Consider the following 15661-nt stretch of genomic DNA (forward strand, 5'->3'; position numbering starts at 1 on the left):
CAGGCGGAGTGCTCGATCGTGCGCATCCTGCTCGTGGAAGACGATGTCCTGCTCGGCGACGGGATCCGTGCCGGATTGCGCCAGCAAGGGTTCCAGGTCGACTGGGTACGCGACGGCGACGCGGCCCAGCGCGAACTGCGCGCGCATGCGCATGCCGCGGCGGTCCTCGATCTCGGGTTGCCGCTCGTGGACGGCATGGACGTCCTGCAGCGCATTCGTCGCGACGGCATAGCGTTGCCGGTCCTGATCCTGACCGCGCGCGATGCCGTGCCCGACCGCATCAGGGCACTCGACGGGGGCGCCGACGACTACGTGGTCAAGCCCGTCGACCTGTACGAACTCGGCGCGCGCCTGAGAGCGCTGGTCCGGCGCGCCCACGGCCGGCCGGCGGAGCGGCTCCATGCGCGGGACGTCGAGCTGGAGCCCGCGTCGCGAACCGCCCGCCGCGCCGGCGTGGCCGTTGCGCTGTCCACGCGCGAGTTCGACCTGCTGCACATCCTGATGCTGAATGCAGGCCGGGTCCTGTCGCGCGAGCAGATCGAGCAGTATCTGTACAGCTGGGGGCAGGAGGTGGAAAGCAACGCCGTCGAGGTGCACATCCATCGCCTGCGTGCGAAGCTCGGCAGCGAGCTGATCCGGACGGTTCGCGGCGTGGGTTACGTGCTCATGCGGGACGCTGCATGAAAGCCTTGTTGCCAGCTCGCTCGCTGCACGGCCGGCTGCTGACGCTCGTGCCGGCCGTGGTCCTGGCTGTCTGGCTGTCGACGCTGCTGCTGACCTGGCTCGATGCGCGGCGCGAGATCGACCGGCTGCTCGACGGCCACCTCGCGCAGGCGGCGGCACTGCTCGTCGCGCAACAGGCGCGCGGGCCGGATGACGACGACCATGCGATCGACGCGCCGATCCTTCATCCATACGGCCCCCGTGTTGCCTTTCAGGTGTTTCATGAAGGCCGGCTCGGCCTGCATTCCGAAAACGCGCCGTCGCGGCCGATGGTGGCGCCCGAGCTGACCGCGCGCGATCGGGCCTCCGGATTCTGGACCGTCGTGATCGACGGGAATGCCTGGCGGGTATTCGTCGTGCACGGCGTGCGCGGCGACGTTCAGGTATTCGTGGGCGAACGAATCGAATCACGCAAGGCGATCCTGGGCGCCGTCATGCGCAGCGCATTCTGGCCGATGGCGGCTGCGTTGCCGTTGCTGGTGCTGGCCATCGGCTGGGCGGTTCGTCGCGGCACGGCACCGCTGCGCGATTTCGGGCGAACGCTGGCGAAGCGCAATCCGCAGGCGCTCGACACGATCCGGCTGGACCGGACGCCGCTCGAGATGCGGCCGATGCTGGATGCGCTGAACGGCCTGTTCGAGCGGATTCGTGCCGTGATGGACGCGGAGCGCCGATTCACCGCCGATGCCGCGCACGAGTTGCGCACGCCGATCGCGGCCGTCAAGGCGCAGGCGCAGGTTGCATTGGCGGAGCGCCATGACGAGCGGCGCCGCCATGCGTTGCGGGGCGTGCTCGAAGGGTGCGACCGCGCGGCGCGTCTGGTCGACCAGCTCCTGCTGCTTTCCCGTCTCGATGCAGGCGCACTGGCGGAGCGCGCACCGGTCGATGTATCGGCCCTGGCGAAAGGGGTGGTCGCGGAGGCCGCGCCGCAGTCGATCGGGAAGCAGCAGAAGCTGGCACTCGATGCGCCGTCGCCATGCATCGTCGCCGGCAACGAAGCCTTGCTCGCGGCGATGGTGCGCAATCTGGTCGACAACGCGATTCGCTACAGCCCGCCGCTGGCGTGCATCACCGTTTCCGTTGGCCAGCGAGACCGGCGCACCGTGCTGCGGGTCGAGGACAGCGGCCCGGGCATCGGCGACGCCGATCTGCGCAGGCTGAGCGAACGGTTCTTTCGGCCGGCGGGAACCCGGCCGGGCGGGAGCGGCCTCGGCTGGTCGATCGTGCGGCGAATCGCAGCGGCGCACGAGGCCGACATCCAGGTGGATCGTTCGCCCGCGTTCGGTGGACTGCGCGTGGCCGTTTCGTGGCCGCCTGCCGATGCAGCCGATGGAGCCGGTGCGGCCGCGCGCTGATCGATCATGTACGCCGCCGGTCAGACGGCACGCGTTCGCCGGGCGGCCGGACGTTCCGGAAGCGGCCGATCGCGACCGGGATCGCGCGTTCGCCACCGGACACACCGAATCCGGACGTGATGACGCACGTCGATCCGCGCAAGCGGGAAAGCGTTGCATGACTTCATGCGCGGCATTCGCGGCCGGCAGGCAGGACCGGGCAGCCGACGTGCCCGCCCGGGGCGCCGCATACGCGAACGTCAATCGGAACCGCGCGGACGATGGCCGCGCCGGAACGTCACCCGACGTTCGTTGACGAGCGCGCGCCAGTCGAGCTTCATCAACACGAACACGAGGCCGAGCAACACCAGTTGCGTGACGACGAAGTATCCGCCGAGATAAGTGCCTTCGAGTTCGGATTCCAGGTCCAGCCGGGTCGACGCGAAGCGGCCGAGATGCGCCCAGATCGCATAGGTGGTTGCGCGGCCGATGAAGAAGGCCGCCGCGATGATCCTGAGCGGCAACCCGGACAGTCCGTACGCGATGAACAGATAGTTCGACGGAAGCGGGCTCAATGCATAGAAGAAGAACGCGCCGGCGGTGAGCGTTCGGTGCTTTCGCAGCCAGCGTGTGGCGACGTCGATATTCTCGCGATCCGATTCGCGTATCCAGCGGGAGCGGACGAGCGATCTTGCGAAGGTCGCCAGGATCACGCGGCCGGTCGTGGCCGCGCCGGCCGCCACGACGGCGAAGATGAACGGATTGCCGTCCGGCAGGTTGAAGCCGACCCACGACATCGCCATCCAGGTTGGCGGGGCGAATGCCGGCATGAGATTCAGCAGCAGAATCAGCAGAAAGAGTACCGCCAGCGTCAGCACGATATCGACTCCGGGCCATCCGGTTTCACGATTCAATTTTGCTGAGGAAAGTGGCTGACGGCTTGACTCACGTCAAGCCGCGCGCCGTGCCGGCATGTCGCGGGAGGCGCGTCGTGCTGACCCATGTCAACGGTCGAGCCGCGGCGTTTACTAGACTGGTGCCACGCCGTCCGCAACCGCAACCCGAACCGGATGCGGCGAACGCCGCCATGCGCGGCGATCGGAACAATCGTCATGTCGCGAATCCGCTGGTCGATCGATCTCGTGTTGCTGGTTCTGGCGGCGGTCACGCTCGCCGCAGGAGGCGTGTGCGTTGCGTTCGGCCTGCCTTCGTTCGCGCGCGTCGTCTGGCTGGTCGGTGCGCTGCCGGTCCTGCTCGCGTTGACGGTATCCGTTGCCAGGGCCGTGGCGAGACGGCAAGCCGGCATCGATGTGCTCGCATGGCTGGCGATCGGCCTGGCGATCGCGCTCGACGAGACGCTGACCGCCGCGGTCATTGCGTTGATGCTGGCCAGCGGGCGGACGCTGGAGCGGTATGCGCAAGACCGCGCGCAACGCGAGATGACCGCGCTGCTCGGCCGTGCCCCTCGGCAGGCAACCCGGTTCGAGAACGGTGAGTGGCGTTCCGTTGGCGTGGAAACGCTCGTTCCCGGTGACAGGCTGCTCGTGCGAAGCGGCGAATTCGTGCCGGTCGACGGCACCTTGACCGATGATGCGGAACTCGACGAATCCATGTTGACGGGCGAGTCGAGCACACAGCGGCGACGCTCCGGAGAAAGCGCGTGCAGCGGCGTGGTCAACGCCGGCGCGCCGTTCGAAATGGTGGCCCGCACGACGGCGGGTGACAGCACGTTTGCCGGTATCGTCCGCCTGGTCGCACGCGCGCAGCGCGAGCGCAGCCCGTCCGTGCGTCTCGCGGATCGCTATGCCGCGTTCTTCGTACTCGCTTCGCTGCTCGTCGCGGGCATCGCGTGGCTGCTGGCCGGGGATGTCGCACGTGCGCTCGCCGTGCTCGTCGTGGCCACGCCGTGTCCGTTGATCCTCGCCGTCCCGGTCGCCATCGTGTCCGGCATGTCGCGCTGTTCGAAACGCGGCATCCTGGTCAAGGGCGGGGGCGCGCTGGAACGACTCGCGCAAGCGACGATCCTGTTCTTCGACAAGACCGGGACGCTGACGGGAGGGCGCGCCCGCATTGTTGCGATCGAATGCGGCGCGGACGTCGGCACGGACGATGTGCTGCATTTCGCCGCGTCGTTGGCCCAGGCTTCGGGCCACGTCATTTCGGATGCGCTGACGGTCGCCGCGCGGGAGCGCCGGATCACGCTGTCGCCGCCGTCGGTCGTCGTGGAAACGGCGGGCGAGGGCGTGACGGGCCGGGTCGACGGCCGGGCCGTCGCGATCGGCAAGTTCGGGTACGTCCGCGCCTGCTCGACGGCCGCCCCGTGGAGCGACGCATTCCTGAAACGGGTCGGCAACGAGGGCGGGGCTGCCGTGTTCGTCGGTGTCGACGGTGTGATGATCGGCGCGATCCAGATGGCCGACCAGGTGCGGCTGGAAACGCCGCGGGCGTTGCGGCTGTTGAAACGCGAAGGCGTCGCGCGCCTCGTCATGCTGACCGGCGATCGGCGCGACATCGCCCAGGCCGTCGGCGAGTTGCTGGGCGTCACCGACGTGCGCGCCGAGCAGACGCCGACGGACAAGCTCGCCGCCATCCAGGCCGCGCGCAAGGAAGGCGTGACGATCATGGTCGGCGACGGCGTGAACGACGCGCCGGCGCTGGCGGCGGCCGACGTCGGTATCGCGATGGGCGCGCGGGGCGCGGCCGCGTCATCCGAAGCGGCCGACGTGGTTCTGCTGGTGGATCGGCTCGATCGGCTCGTGGATGCGATGCGAATCGCCCGACGCTCGCGCCGGATCGCGCTCGAGAGCGTGGTGACCGGCATGTCGCTGTCGATCGTCGCGATGATGATTGCGGCGGCCGGATTCCTGCCGCCGATTGCCGGCGCGGTGATTCAGGAAGTCATCGACGTCGCCGTCATCGTCAATGCGTTGCGCGTGTTGCTGGTTCGCCCGAGGCAGACGGACGCCCGGCTCGCGGATGTCGACGTCGAGCAACTCAAGCGCGAGCACACGGCATTGTCACCGTTGCTGGACCAGATCAGGGATCTCGCGGATCGCCTGCCGCACCTGTCCGGGGCCGCCATCGCCGGCGAGCTTGTCCGCCTGATCGACTCGCTCGACGAACGGCTGCTGCCGCACGAACGCGCCGACGATCGGGACGTCTACGCGCGCCTCGCCCCGCTGCTCGGTGGCGAGGACCCGCTGGCGGCGATGAGCGGCGCACACCGGGAGATCTTCAGGATGGTTCGATCGCTCAGGCAGATGGTCGCGGACCTGCCGGGCGATGCGGGGAACGCCACGCAGGTGCAGGCGATACAACGCCTGCTGTACGGGCTGGAAGCGATCGTACGCCTGCATTGCGCTCAGGAGGAGGAACTGTTCCACGCCGTCGGAGCGGATGCGTGACGCCGAGACGCATCATGCACGCGGCGCACTCACGAGCAGGACCGGCGTTTTCGTGATGCGCGCAACGCGTCCGGCCACGCTGCCGACCAGCCAGCGCGTGGCGCCGCGCCGCCCGTGGGTGCCCATGACGATCAAGTCCGCATTCCATTCGATCGCGTCGTGCACGATCAGGTGCGGCACGTCTTCGCCCGTTCGATCCGTTTCGATCAGCTGCGACTGCGAGCGCCCGGCGGGGATGCCGTCGAGCAGGGCCATGGCTTTTTGCAGTGCGTGATTGCCTTCGCCAAGCAACGCCTTTTCCAGCGTCTCGACGGGGACGAAATCACCCAGCGACGAGGGGCGATCGAGCACGCATATCGCCCGGAATTCGGTGTCGGGCCACGAGAGTTTCAACCCCGTGCGCAATGCGTGAAGCGCAATCGAGCTTCCGTCGACCGCGAACAGCATCCGCCGCGGCAGGCGCTCGGCCACCGACCCGAAACCTTCCGGCACGATGAGCAGCGGGCAGCCGACGAGCGTGCCGAGCGGGCCGGAAACCGTTCCTTCGATCCACGCGCGCAGGCCGTGATGCTGGCGTGCCCCGACGATCACGAGTTCGGCCTGCCAAGCTTGCGCACTGTCGGCCAGCGCATGCGCGATATCCCCGCCGTGCGTGGACAGGTCGACGACTTCCGTGTCGACCGCGATGTCGTCGCGCGCCATTGCGCTTCGGGCGCGCGATAGCACGTCGGATGCGTCTCGCAGCAATTCGTCGCGGGCCGATTCGAGAAACGCCGCGGATCTCGACCCGCGCGGGACGAGTGTGCGCGGACTATCCGCAACGCTGACGATGCGTACCGATGCATTCGGTGGAACGAACGCCCTGGCATACGCCAGCGCCTGATCGGATGCGGTGGAACCGTCGATGGCGATCAACACCCGCTGGAGCGCGGGTGCCGCCTGGCAGGTTGAAGTGCTGGCGCTCATGAATGTCTCCCGGTGGCAATCGGCGATCCTGCATACGCAATTTTTTGCACCTGTCGTCTCCACGGGTTTGACTTTCGTCAAGCGCGTTTGTCTTCGTGGTCCCCGGGGCCGGATGCGGTCACGTCGACGTCTTCGATCAGTCGCGGCGGCGATGCGGTGCACGTTCGACGAGCGGCGATTCGTCTGGTTTATGGCGCCCCCGGAGCGTGCCGCGTGACGCAGTGCCGATTGCGATTCGCCGATCGTGGCGTCCCGGATCGATGCCCAGGAACCGGCATGCGCCCCCAAGCACCGGCCCCGCTTCGTGGAATGAACCGGTTAGGTAATTTGGTGCGCCGGCGCGCGCTGCGAGGGCAGCGGCTGGCGCCGGCGCCGGCCCACGCACCGAAATGGGGAATGCGGTGCGCCGGAATTTCCGTCGAGTGCCGGTACGGCAAGCGTTTCGCACCGGTGGCCCGGTTTTTGCTGGAATACCCGCGGCCGCGCAACGGTTGCGCGCTGCCCGACGACATACCAGACAAGGAAGATTCACCGTGAGCCCGACGACTCGACCGTTCCCCCGACGCACCTGGCTGGCTGCGCTGATCGCCGCCCCCGTGATGGCGCTGTTCGCTGCCGCGCCGGCGCATGCCGACGCGCTCGACACCATCGCGAAAAACGGCGCGCTGCGCGTCGCGGTGCCCGAAGACTATCCGCCGTTCGGCTCGGTCGGCACGGACATGCAGCCGCAGGGCTACGACATCGACATGGCCGAACTCCTCGCCAAGTCGCTCGGCGTGAAACTGAAGCTCGTGCCCGTGAACAGTGCGAACCGGATTCCGTACCTGACGACCAACAAGGTCGACATGGTGATCTCGTCGCTCGGCAGGACACCTGAGCGCGAGAAGGTCATCGACTTCTCGAGCGCGTACGCACCGTATTTCCAGGGCGTGTTCGGGCCGGCCGACGTGAAGGTGAGCGCGCCCGCCGACCTGAACGGCAAGACGGTCGGCGCCACCCGCGGCGCGCTCGAGGAGATCGCGCTGTCGCAGCTCGCACCGAACGCGACGATCAAGCGCTTCGAGGACAACAACGCTACGATCCAGGCGTTCCTGTCGGGGCAAGTGCAACTGATCGCGGCCGGCAACATCGTCGCGGCGGCGATTCTCGCGAAGAATCCGCCGCGCCGGCCCGAGGTCAAGTTCGTGATCAAGAATTCGCCGTGCTTCGTCGGCGTCAACAAGAACGAACCGCGCCTGCTCGCGAAGATCGACGACACGATCGCCCATGCGAAGCAGGACGGCACGCTGGGCGCGATGTCGAAGAAGTGGCTCGGCCAGCCGTTGCCGGCCGGACTGTGACGAATCGCAGTGTCGCCTGATACATCGCCGCGGCCGGCATCGCCGGCGCGGCGGGTGTCGTTGTCCGAACCCGAATTTACTCCATCGTCATGAGCTACCAGCTTCAATTCGGCGAGCTCGCCGAATACGCCGGCGTGTTCGCGAGCGGCGCGGCGATCACGCTCGCGCTCACCGCGGTCGCGACCGTACTCGGCGTGGCGCTCGGCGTGCTCGGCGCGGCCGCGTACAGCGCCGACGCGCGCGCGGCCGTGCGGCTGCGCCCGCTGATCGGCGCGTACGTCGAGGCGATCCGCAACACGCCGTTCGTCGTCCAGCTGTTCTTCATCTTCTTCGGCTTGCCCGCGCTCGGCGTGCACATCGACGAATACACGGCCGCGATCCTCGCGATGACGCTCAATCTCGGCGCGTACTCGGTCGAGATCGTGCGCGCGGGCGTCGCCGCCGTTCCGAAAGGGCATCTGGAGGCGGCGTCCGCGCTTGCGATGTCGCGCGCGCAGATGCTGCGCCACGTCGTGCTGCCGCAGGCGCTGGCCAAGGTGTTTCCGGCGCTGTCGAGCCAGATCGTGATCACGATGCTCGGCTCGGCGGTCGTGTCGCAGATCTCGGTGGCTGACCTGACCTATGCGGCCGGCTACATTCAGTCGCGAAACTTCCGCGCGTTCGAGACGTACTTCGTCATCGCGCTCGCGTATCTGGCGATGGCGCTGCTGCTGCGTGCCACGCTCGGCTCGATGGGGCGCCGCCTGTTCTCCCGTCGCGTGCGAGGTGCGCGATGATCGACTTCACGTTCGGGCAGATTCTCGCGAACCTGCTGCTGGCCGCGCGCTGGACGATCGTACTGTCGATCGTGTCGTTCCTGTCCGGCGGCCTCGTCGGCCTCGGGCTGCTCGTGATGCGCGTGTCGAGCTCCACGCTGCTGCGCGGCGTCGCGAAGCTGTACATCGAGATATTCCAGGGCACCCCGTTGCTGATGCAACTGTTCATCGTGTTCTTCGGCCTGCCGCTCGTCGGGCTCGACGTGCCGCCGTGGATCGCGGCCACCGCAGGGCTCACGTTCTTCACCAGCGCGTATCTCGCGGAAATCTGGCGCGGCTGCGTCGAGGCGGTGCCGAAAGGGCAGTGGGAGGCGTCGGCGAGCCTGGCCATGAGCTACGTCGAGCAGTTGCGTCACGTGATCCTGCCGCAGGCCGCGCGCATCGCGATCGCACCGACGGTCGGCTTCGGCGTGCAGGCCGTGAAGGATACGGCACTCGTGTCGATCATCGGCTTCACCGAGCTGACGAAGGTCGGCATCGCGATCTCGAACGCGACGTTCCGGCCGTTCGTCGTGTACGGCCTCGTCGCGCTGATCTATTTCGCGCTCTGTTATCCGCTTACCCGTTATGCGCGCACGTTGCAAAGGAGATGGCATGCCGCTCGTTGAAACCCGTGGTCTCGAAAAGAACTTCGGCACCCATCATGTGCTCAAGGGCATCGATTTCTCCGTCGAGCGCGGGCAGGTCGTCTCGATCATCGGCCGCAGCGGCTCGGGCAAGAGCACGTTGCTGCGCACGCTCAACGGACTCGAGAGCATCGACGCGGGCACGATCTCGATCGACGGCGAACGCGTCGATGCGCGGCACGCGGACCTGCGTGCGCTGCGGCTGAAGGTCGGCATGGTGTTCCAGCAATACAACCTGTTTCCGCACCTGAGCGCCGGGCAGAACGTGATGCTCGCGCAGTCGGTCGTGAAAAAGTCGCATCGCCAGCAGGCGCGCGCGATCGCGGAACTGATGCTCGAGCGCGTCGGCCTCGGCGACAAGTTCGACGCGTTTCCGGAACAGCTGTCGGGCGGCCAGCAGCAGCGCGTCGCGATCGCGCGTGCGCTCGCGATGAAGCCGAGCGTGCTGCTGTGCGACGAAATCACGTCCGCGCTCGATCCCGAGCTCGTCGGCGAGGTGCTGGGCGTCGTCGCGCAGCTTGCGCGCGAGGACATGACGTTGATCATGGTCACCCACGAGATGAACTTCGCGCGTGCGGTGAGCGACCGGATCGTGTTCATGCATCAGGGCAGGGTGTGGGAGAGCGGGACGGCCGAAGAGATTTTCGAGCGGCCGCAGACGGTGGAGCTGACGCGGTTCCTGGGCAGCGTCCGGAACACGGAAGCGGTTACGCGCTGATACGTGATGCCCGCGGGTGCTGACACGGTCGCCCGGATCGTCGACAATCCGGCTCGTGCGCCGCGCCCGCGTGTGCCAAGCCAGCCGAGAGAGTCTTCCATGTCCGTAATATCCGTCAGGACCGCCCACCTCGACGATGCGCAGGCGATCGCCGATTTTCACGTCAAGGTCTGGCGGCATACCTATCGCGATCTCGCGCCGGCGCAGGCGCATGCCGTCCTCGACGAGCGCCATCGCGGCAGGACATGGCGGGAAAAGCTGGCGTCGAACGAGCGCGACCAATTGGTGCTCGTGGCGGAAGCCGACGGCACGATCGTCGGCATCGGCGCGGCCGGCGCGCCGTCGGAGCCGATCTTCGGCGGCCGTGGCGAGATCAAGTTCCTGTACGTCGATCCCGGGTTCAAGCGTCGCGGCATCGGCCGCACGCTGCTCGCCCGGCTCGCAACGCATCTGCAAACGATGCGGTACCAGGGCGCGGCGTTGAGCGTCGTCAAGGGAAACGACGCCGCGATCGCCTTTTACGCGTCGTTGAACGGCCGGCTGGCCGGCGAGTACGTCGATGCGGGGCCGATCTGGCGATCGCGGAACATCGTGATGGTGTGGGACGATTTCGCGAGTCTCGTTTCCTGACTTTCCGCCTCGCTGCAAACACGTGCGCGCATCACGCGACGCGCGCGCGCAGCCACGCCGTGAACGCGGTCACGAGCGGCGCCTCGGTCATCTCGTGACGCGCGACGAGATAGTACGCATGGCGTGACGGCACGGTTTCGCTGAAGGGCCGCACGAGCGTGCCGTCGATCAGGTCGTCGCGCACCGACAGGCTGTCGCCGAGTGCGACGCCCTGGCCATGCACCGCGGCTTCGACACCGATGTGCGCGTTGCCGATCTCGAGGATGCGGATGCCCGGCAGCCGGTCGGCTTTCGCTTCGGCCAACCAGCGCATCCACGAGCCCGCATGCTCGCAGAACAGCGTGCGCCCCGCGAGATCCTGCACCTTGCGGATCGCATCGGGCCCGTTCATCAACGCCGGGCTCACGACCGGGAACAGCGCCGGATGCGCGAGCAGCTCGACCGCCCGGTTGCGCCAGTTGCCTTCCCCGTAGCGGATGCAGACGTCGACGTCCGGCGAATAGACCTCGCGATCGTCGTTCGACGGAACCACCTTCAGGTGGATGCCCGGATAACGCTCGACAAAGTCGCCGATATGCCGGGCAAGCCAGCGCGACGTCAGCGACAGCGGCGTCGACACGACGAGATCGCCGGCGGCCACCGGCGAATCGAGCCTGACGGCGGCGTTCGCGATCAGGTCGAACGCGGCGCCGACCGGTTCCAGCAACGCCTCGCCTTGCGGCGTGAGCTTCACGCGGGCCTTTGATCTGACGAATAGCGCGACGCCGAGCGTGCTCTCGAGAATGCGAATCTGGTGGCTGACCGCGCTCGCGGTGACGTGCAGTTCATCCGCGGCCGCCGACACGCTGCCGCGCCGCGCAGCGGCTTCAAACGCACGAAGAGGGTTCAGCGGCGGCAGGCGATTGCGCATCGGGAGGCTCGTCGGACGCGACGATGCTGAGAAAAATTTCATTAAAGCGGATTCAATTTCTCGCTACAACAAAAAAAATTGAATGCCTACAGTAGGGGCAATCCAACCGAGTCGAGGTCGACCGCAATGAGCCTTACCGAACCGATCGAGCGCCTGTGGGGTGGCCGCTTCCAGTCGAAACCGTCGAACGCGCTGCAGGACCTGTCGCGCTCCGATCCGAGTTTCTTCCGCCTCGTGCCGTACGACCTGGCAGGCTCCCGCGCGCATGCGCGCGAATTGAACCGCGCCGGCATCGTGAACGACGACGAGCTCGCGCAACTGCTGACCGCGATGGACGGCATCGCACGCGACTACGCGGCCGGCGCGATCGCGCCGTCGCTCGCCGACGAGGACGTGCACACCTTCCTCGAGCGCGTGCTCACGCAGCGGCTGCCGGCGCTGGGCGGCAAGCTGCGCGCCGGGCGCTCGCGCAACGACCAGGCGGCGAACGACCTGCGCCTGTACCTGCGCGACAAGGCGCGCGCGCTCGTGCGCGGCGTGCTCGATCTGCAGGACGCGCTGGTCGGCCAGGCGAGCCGGCACGTCGACACGGTGACCGCCGGATTCACCCATCTGCAGCCGGCGCAGCCGATCGTGTTCGGCCATCAGTTGCTCGCGCATGCGCAGTCGCTGTACCGCGACGCCGACCGGCTGGTCGACTGGGACCGCCGCACCGCGCGTTCGCCGCTCGGCGCGGCCGCGCTCGCGGGCTCGGCCATCTGCGTGCGGCCCGAGCTGTCCGCGCAGGAGCTCGGTTACGACGCGCCCTGCGAGAACTCGATCGATGCGGTGGCCGCGCGCGATCACGTCGCCGAATTCGTGTTCGTCACGAGCATGCTGGCCGTGAATCTGTCGCGCCTGTCGGAAGAGGTGATCCTGTGGACGTCGCGGCAATTCCGCTGGGTGGAACTCGACGACGGCTACGCAACGGGCAGCTCGATCATGCCGCAGAAGAAGAACCCGGACATCGCGGAACTCACGCGCGGCAAGGCGGGGCGCCTGATCGGCAACCTGACGGGGCTGCTGGCGACGCTGAAGTCGCTGCCGCTCGCGTACAACCGCGATCTCGCGGAAGACAAGATCGCGGCGTTCGATTCGATCGATACGCTCGAGCTCGTGCTGCCCGCGATGGCGGGAATGATCCGCACGATGCGCGTGAACGTCGACGAGATGCGTCGCCAGGCGCCGCTCGGCTTCACGCTCGCGACCGAGGTCGCGGACTGGCTCGCGTTGACGGGCGTACCGTTCAGCGAAGCGCACGAGATCACCGGCACGCTCGTGCGCGCGTGCGAGCGGGACGGCATCGAGCTCGCCGATGCGAGCGCCGAACAGCTGCAGGCCGTCGACACGCGCCTCGCCCCGGCGGTGCGCGCGCATCTGACGCTCGACGCGGCCGTCGCGGCCCGCGGCGGTGCGGGCGGCACGTCTCCCGCGCGCGTGCGCGAGCAGATCGGCCGCCTGAGCGCCGCGATCGAACGCCAGGCCGCGTGGGCCGCCGACTACCGGGGGCCGTCATGCTGAGCGCCTCCGATTCGAGCCGGCTCGACGGCGCATCGGGGCCGGCCGCCCGCGCCGCGGACGACATCGCCGGGCTGGTTCGCGTGCGCCGGCGCTACTGGGGGCGCTATGTCGCGTCGATCGCGATCGTTGCCGCGCTCGGCTATGTGGCGTTCGCGTTCGCGCGCGGACAGATCGAATGGCGCGTCGTAGGCCAGTTCCTGACCGCGCGCTCGATCCTGACGGGGCTCGGCAACACGATCGTGATGACCGTCCTCGCGATGACGCTCGGCATCGTGCTCGGCGTCGCGACCGCGGTGATGCGGCTGTCGTCGAACCCGGTGCTCGGCGCGATCGCGCAGGGCTACATCTGGCTGTTTCGCGGCACGCCGGTGATCCTGCAGCTGCTGCTATGGTTCAACCTCGCGCTGGTGTTCCCGACGCTGGGCATCCCGGGGATCGCGGAATTCCGCACCGTCGACGTGATGACGCCGTTCCTCGCGGCGGTGCTCGGACTCGGCATCAACCAGGGCGCCTATACGTCGGAAGTCGTGCGCGCCGGACTGCTGTCGGTCGACACCGGCCAGTACGAGGCCGCCAAATCGATCGGCATGGCACGCCTGCAGGCGCTGCGCCGCATCATCCTGCCGCAGGCGATGCGCGTGATCGTGCCGCCGATCGGCAACGAGCTGATCGGCATGGTCAAGCTGACCTCGCTCGCGAGCGTCGTCCAGTACGCGGAGATGCTGCACAACGCGCAGAACATCTATTACGCGAACGCTCGCGTGATCGAGCTGCTGATCGTCGCCGGCATCTGGTATCTCGCGGTCGTCACCGTGCTGTCGCTTGCGCAGGCGCGCGTCGAACGGCGCTTCGCGCGCGGCGCGGGCCGGGCGGCGGGCCGCAAATGAACGACACGATCCAACCCCATCGGGAGAACGTCATGACGAACGCAGTCGTTCGCGCGATAGACGTACGCAAGTCGTACGGCGATTTCCAGGCGCTGCACGGCATCACGCTCGACGTCGTGCAGGGTGAAGTGCTGTGCATCATCGGACCGTCGGGTTCGGGCAAGAGCACCTTCCTGCGCTGCATCAACCAGCTGGAGACGATCAGCGCCGGTGCGCTGTGGGTCAACGGCGAGCTGGCCGGCTACCGGCGTGCCGGCGACCGCCTGCACGAGCTGTCGGAGCGCCAGGTCGCGCGGCAGCGGCTCGCGACCAGCATGGTGTTCCAGCGCTTCAACCTGTTTCCGCACAAGACCGCGCTCGAGAACGTGATCGAGGGCCCGGTACAGGTGCTCAAGCGCCGCCGCGCGCAAGCGCTGGAAGAAGGGCGCGCGCTGCTCGCGCGCGTCGGGCTCGGCCACAAGTGCGACGCGTTCCCCGTCGAGCTGTCGGGCGGCCAGCAGCAGCGCGTCGCCATTGCGCGGGCACTCGCGATGCATCCGCAACTGATCCTGTTCGACGAACCGACGTCGGCGCTCGATCCCGAACTCGTCGGGGAAGTGCTGGCCGTGATGCGCGATCTCGCGAAGAGCGGGATGACGATGATCGTCGTCACGCACGAGCTCGGCTTCGCGCGCGAGGTCGCCGATCGCGTCGTCTTCATGGATGGCGGCCGGATCGTCGAGAGCGGACCGCCCGACCAGGTGCTGTCCGCGCCGACGCAGGCGCGCACCCGCGACTTCATCTCGGCCGTGATTGCCTGAACGGACCGGGCGCACCGCACCGCGGCGCCCGATCGAGCGAACCGTCGACGAGACGGGCAACGCAGCCCTGCAGTACCCATTACACCACCACGACAAGGCGACATCCCCATGAAAGCATCCGTCCTGACCCGCACGCTGGCCGCTGTCGCATTCGGCGCGCTCGCGCTCCATGCGTCGTTCGCGGTCGCCCAGGCCGCGAACGCGAAGCGCACGCTGAACGTCGCGATCGTGCCGAACTATCCGCCGTTCGAATACAAGGATCCGGCGACCGACAAGCTCGCGGGCTTCGACGTCGATCTCGGCGAGGCGCTCGCCGCGAAGATGGGCGCGAAGCTGAACTGGGTGGAGACGAGCTTCGACCAGATGATGAGCGCGGTCGCGACGCAGCGCGTCGACATGATCCTGTCCGGCATGACCGACCTGCCGACGCGCCGCGACGCGGTGACGTTCGTCGACTACATCGAGACGGGCCCGCAGTTCTACGTGCTGAAGACGCGCGCCGGCGAGTTCGCGCAGATGAACGCGCTGTGCGGCAAGCGCGTCGGGTCGAGCCGGCGCACGTCGTTCCCCGACAACACGACCGCGTGGAGCGCGGAGAACTGCGTGAAGGCCGGCAAGCCGGCGATCGTCGTCGTCGGCACCGACGGTTCGTCGGACGCGCGCATGCAGTTGCGCCAGAACCGCATCGACGCGGCCGTGCAGGGCGGCGAGACGCTGCCGTACCAGAACAGCCTCGAGCAGAACGCGTACGCACCGGTCGGCAAGCCGTTCCTGTCGCAATACACGGGCATCGGCGTCGCGAAGAGCAATACCGCGCTGAGCAGTGCGCTGACGACGGCGCTCAACCAGATGATCGCGGACGGGTCGTATCACAAGCTGCTCGCGAAATGGGGGCTCCAGGAGCACGCGGTCGCGAAGGCGACGATCAACGGCACGCACTGAGCGCGC

At 67.9% G+C, this 15661-nt stretch carries 15 protein-coding genes; 12 read left to right on the forward strand and 3 right to left on the reverse strand.

The window, feature by feature from the left end:
- Positions 1–18 precede the first annotated feature (18 nt).
- Positions 19–684 carry a response regulator gene (locus tag U4Z31_RS05815; RefSeq protein ID WP_321809704.1) on the forward strand — a complete coding sequence of 222 codons (666 nt, stop codon included), beginning with the start codon at positions 19–21 and terminating at the stop codon, positions 682–684.
- Positions 681–2078, forward strand: coding sequence for an ATP-binding protein (locus U4Z31_RS05820; protein ID WP_321809705.1), 1398 nt, complete (start codon positions 681–683; stop codon positions 2076–2078). The genes U4Z31_RS05815 and U4Z31_RS05820 overlap by 4 nt, the downstream gene beginning before the upstream one ends.
- A 239-nt stretch (positions 2079–2317) precedes the next feature.
- Here the strand turns inward: U4Z31_RS05820 and U4Z31_RS05825 are convergent, their stop codons facing one another.
- Positions 2318–2935, reverse strand: coding sequence for a VTT domain-containing protein (locus U4Z31_RS05825; protein WP_321809706.1), 618 nt, complete (start codon positions 2933–2935; stop codon positions 2318–2320).
- A gap of 234 nt (positions 2936–3169) precedes the next feature.
- Between U4Z31_RS05825 and U4Z31_RS05830 the strand changes: the two genes are divergently transcribed.
- Positions 3170–5461: a heavy metal translocating P-type ATPase gene (locus U4Z31_RS05830; protein WP_321809749.1), complete on the forward strand. Its 2292-nt coding sequence runs from the start codon at positions 3170–3172 to the stop codon at positions 5459–5461.
- A gap of 12 nt (positions 5462–5473) precedes the next feature.
- Here U4Z31_RS05830 and U4Z31_RS05835 read toward each other — a convergent pair whose 3' ends face one another.
- Positions 5474–6427, reverse strand: coding sequence for a universal stress protein (locus tag U4Z31_RS05835; protein ID WP_321809707.1), 954 nt, complete (start codon positions 6425–6427; stop codon positions 5474–5476).
- Positions 6428–6960: 533 nt separating this feature from the next.
- On the opposite strand from U4Z31_RS05835, the gene U4Z31_RS05840 reads away from it, so the two are divergent.
- From U4Z31_RS05840 to U4Z31_RS05860, 5 genes are all read left to right on the forward strand, one after another.
- The gene (locus U4Z31_RS05840; RefSeq protein WP_044846546.1) at positions 6961–7767 is read left to right on the forward strand and encodes a transporter substrate-binding domain-containing protein; all 807 of its coding nucleotides are present in this window, start codon (positions 6961–6963) and stop codon (positions 7765–7767) included.
- 89 nt (positions 7768–7856) lie between these two features.
- A complete protein-coding gene (locus U4Z31_RS05845; RefSeq protein WP_044846547.1) occupies positions 7857–8543 on the forward strand; it encodes an amino acid ABC transporter permease in 687 nt (228 codons plus the stop codon).
- A complete protein-coding gene (locus U4Z31_RS05850; RefSeq protein ID WP_124519822.1) occupies positions 8540–9190 on the forward strand; it encodes an amino acid ABC transporter permease in 651 nt (216 codons plus the stop codon). The genes U4Z31_RS05845 and U4Z31_RS05850 overlap by 4 nt, the downstream gene beginning before the upstream one ends.
- Positions 9177–9926: an amino acid ABC transporter ATP-binding protein gene (locus tag U4Z31_RS05855; RefSeq protein WP_321809708.1), complete on the forward strand. Its 750-nt coding sequence runs from the start codon at positions 9177–9179 to the stop codon at positions 9924–9926. The genes U4Z31_RS05850 and U4Z31_RS05855 overlap by 14 nt, the downstream gene beginning before the upstream one ends.
- A gap of 99 nt (positions 9927–10025) precedes the next feature.
- Positions 10026–10556, forward strand: coding sequence for a GNAT family N-acetyltransferase (locus U4Z31_RS05860; protein ID WP_321809709.1), 531 nt, complete (start codon positions 10026–10028; stop codon positions 10554–10556).
- Positions 10557–10587: 31 nt separating this feature from the next.
- Here the strand turns inward: U4Z31_RS05860 and U4Z31_RS05865 are convergent, their stop codons facing one another.
- Positions 10588–11466: a LysR substrate-binding domain-containing protein gene (locus U4Z31_RS05865; protein WP_124485910.1), complete on the reverse strand. Its 879-nt coding sequence runs from the start codon at positions 11464–11466 to the stop codon at positions 10588–10590.
- Positions 11467–11592: 126 nt separating this feature from the next.
- Between U4Z31_RS05865 and argH the strand changes: the two genes are divergently transcribed.
- The 4 genes from argH to U4Z31_RS05885 all read left to right on the forward strand — a co-directional run bounded on the left by argH (position 11593) and on the right by U4Z31_RS05885 (position 15655).
- Positions 11593–13026 carry an argininosuccinate lyase gene (gene argH, locus U4Z31_RS05870; protein ID WP_321809710.1) on the forward strand — a complete coding sequence of 478 codons (1434 nt, stop codon included), beginning with the start codon at positions 11593–11595 and terminating at the stop codon, positions 13024–13026.
- A complete protein-coding gene (locus U4Z31_RS05875; RefSeq protein WP_124485912.1) occupies positions 13020–13913 on the forward strand; it encodes an amino acid ABC transporter permease in 894 nt (297 codons plus the stop codon). The genes argH and U4Z31_RS05875 overlap by 7 nt, the downstream gene beginning before the upstream one ends.
- Entirely contained in the window at positions 13910–14713 is an 804-nt protein-coding gene (locus tag U4Z31_RS05880; RefSeq protein WP_415749147.1) for an amino acid ABC transporter ATP-binding protein, read from the forward strand. Before U4Z31_RS05875 ends, U4Z31_RS05880 begins: the two co-directional genes overlap by 4 nt.
- A gap of 108 nt (positions 14714–14821) precedes the next feature.
- The gene (locus U4Z31_RS05885) at positions 14822–15655 is read left to right on the forward strand and encodes an ABC transporter substrate-binding protein (protein WP_124485914.1); all 834 of its coding nucleotides are present in this window, start codon (positions 14822–14824) and stop codon (positions 15653–15655) included.
- Positions 15656–15661 lie beyond the last annotated feature (6 nt).

The organism is Burkholderia sp. BCC1985 (assembly GCF_905339915.1).
Lineage (GTDB): Bacteria > Pseudomonadota > Gammaproteobacteria > Burkholderiales > Burkholderiaceae > Burkholderia.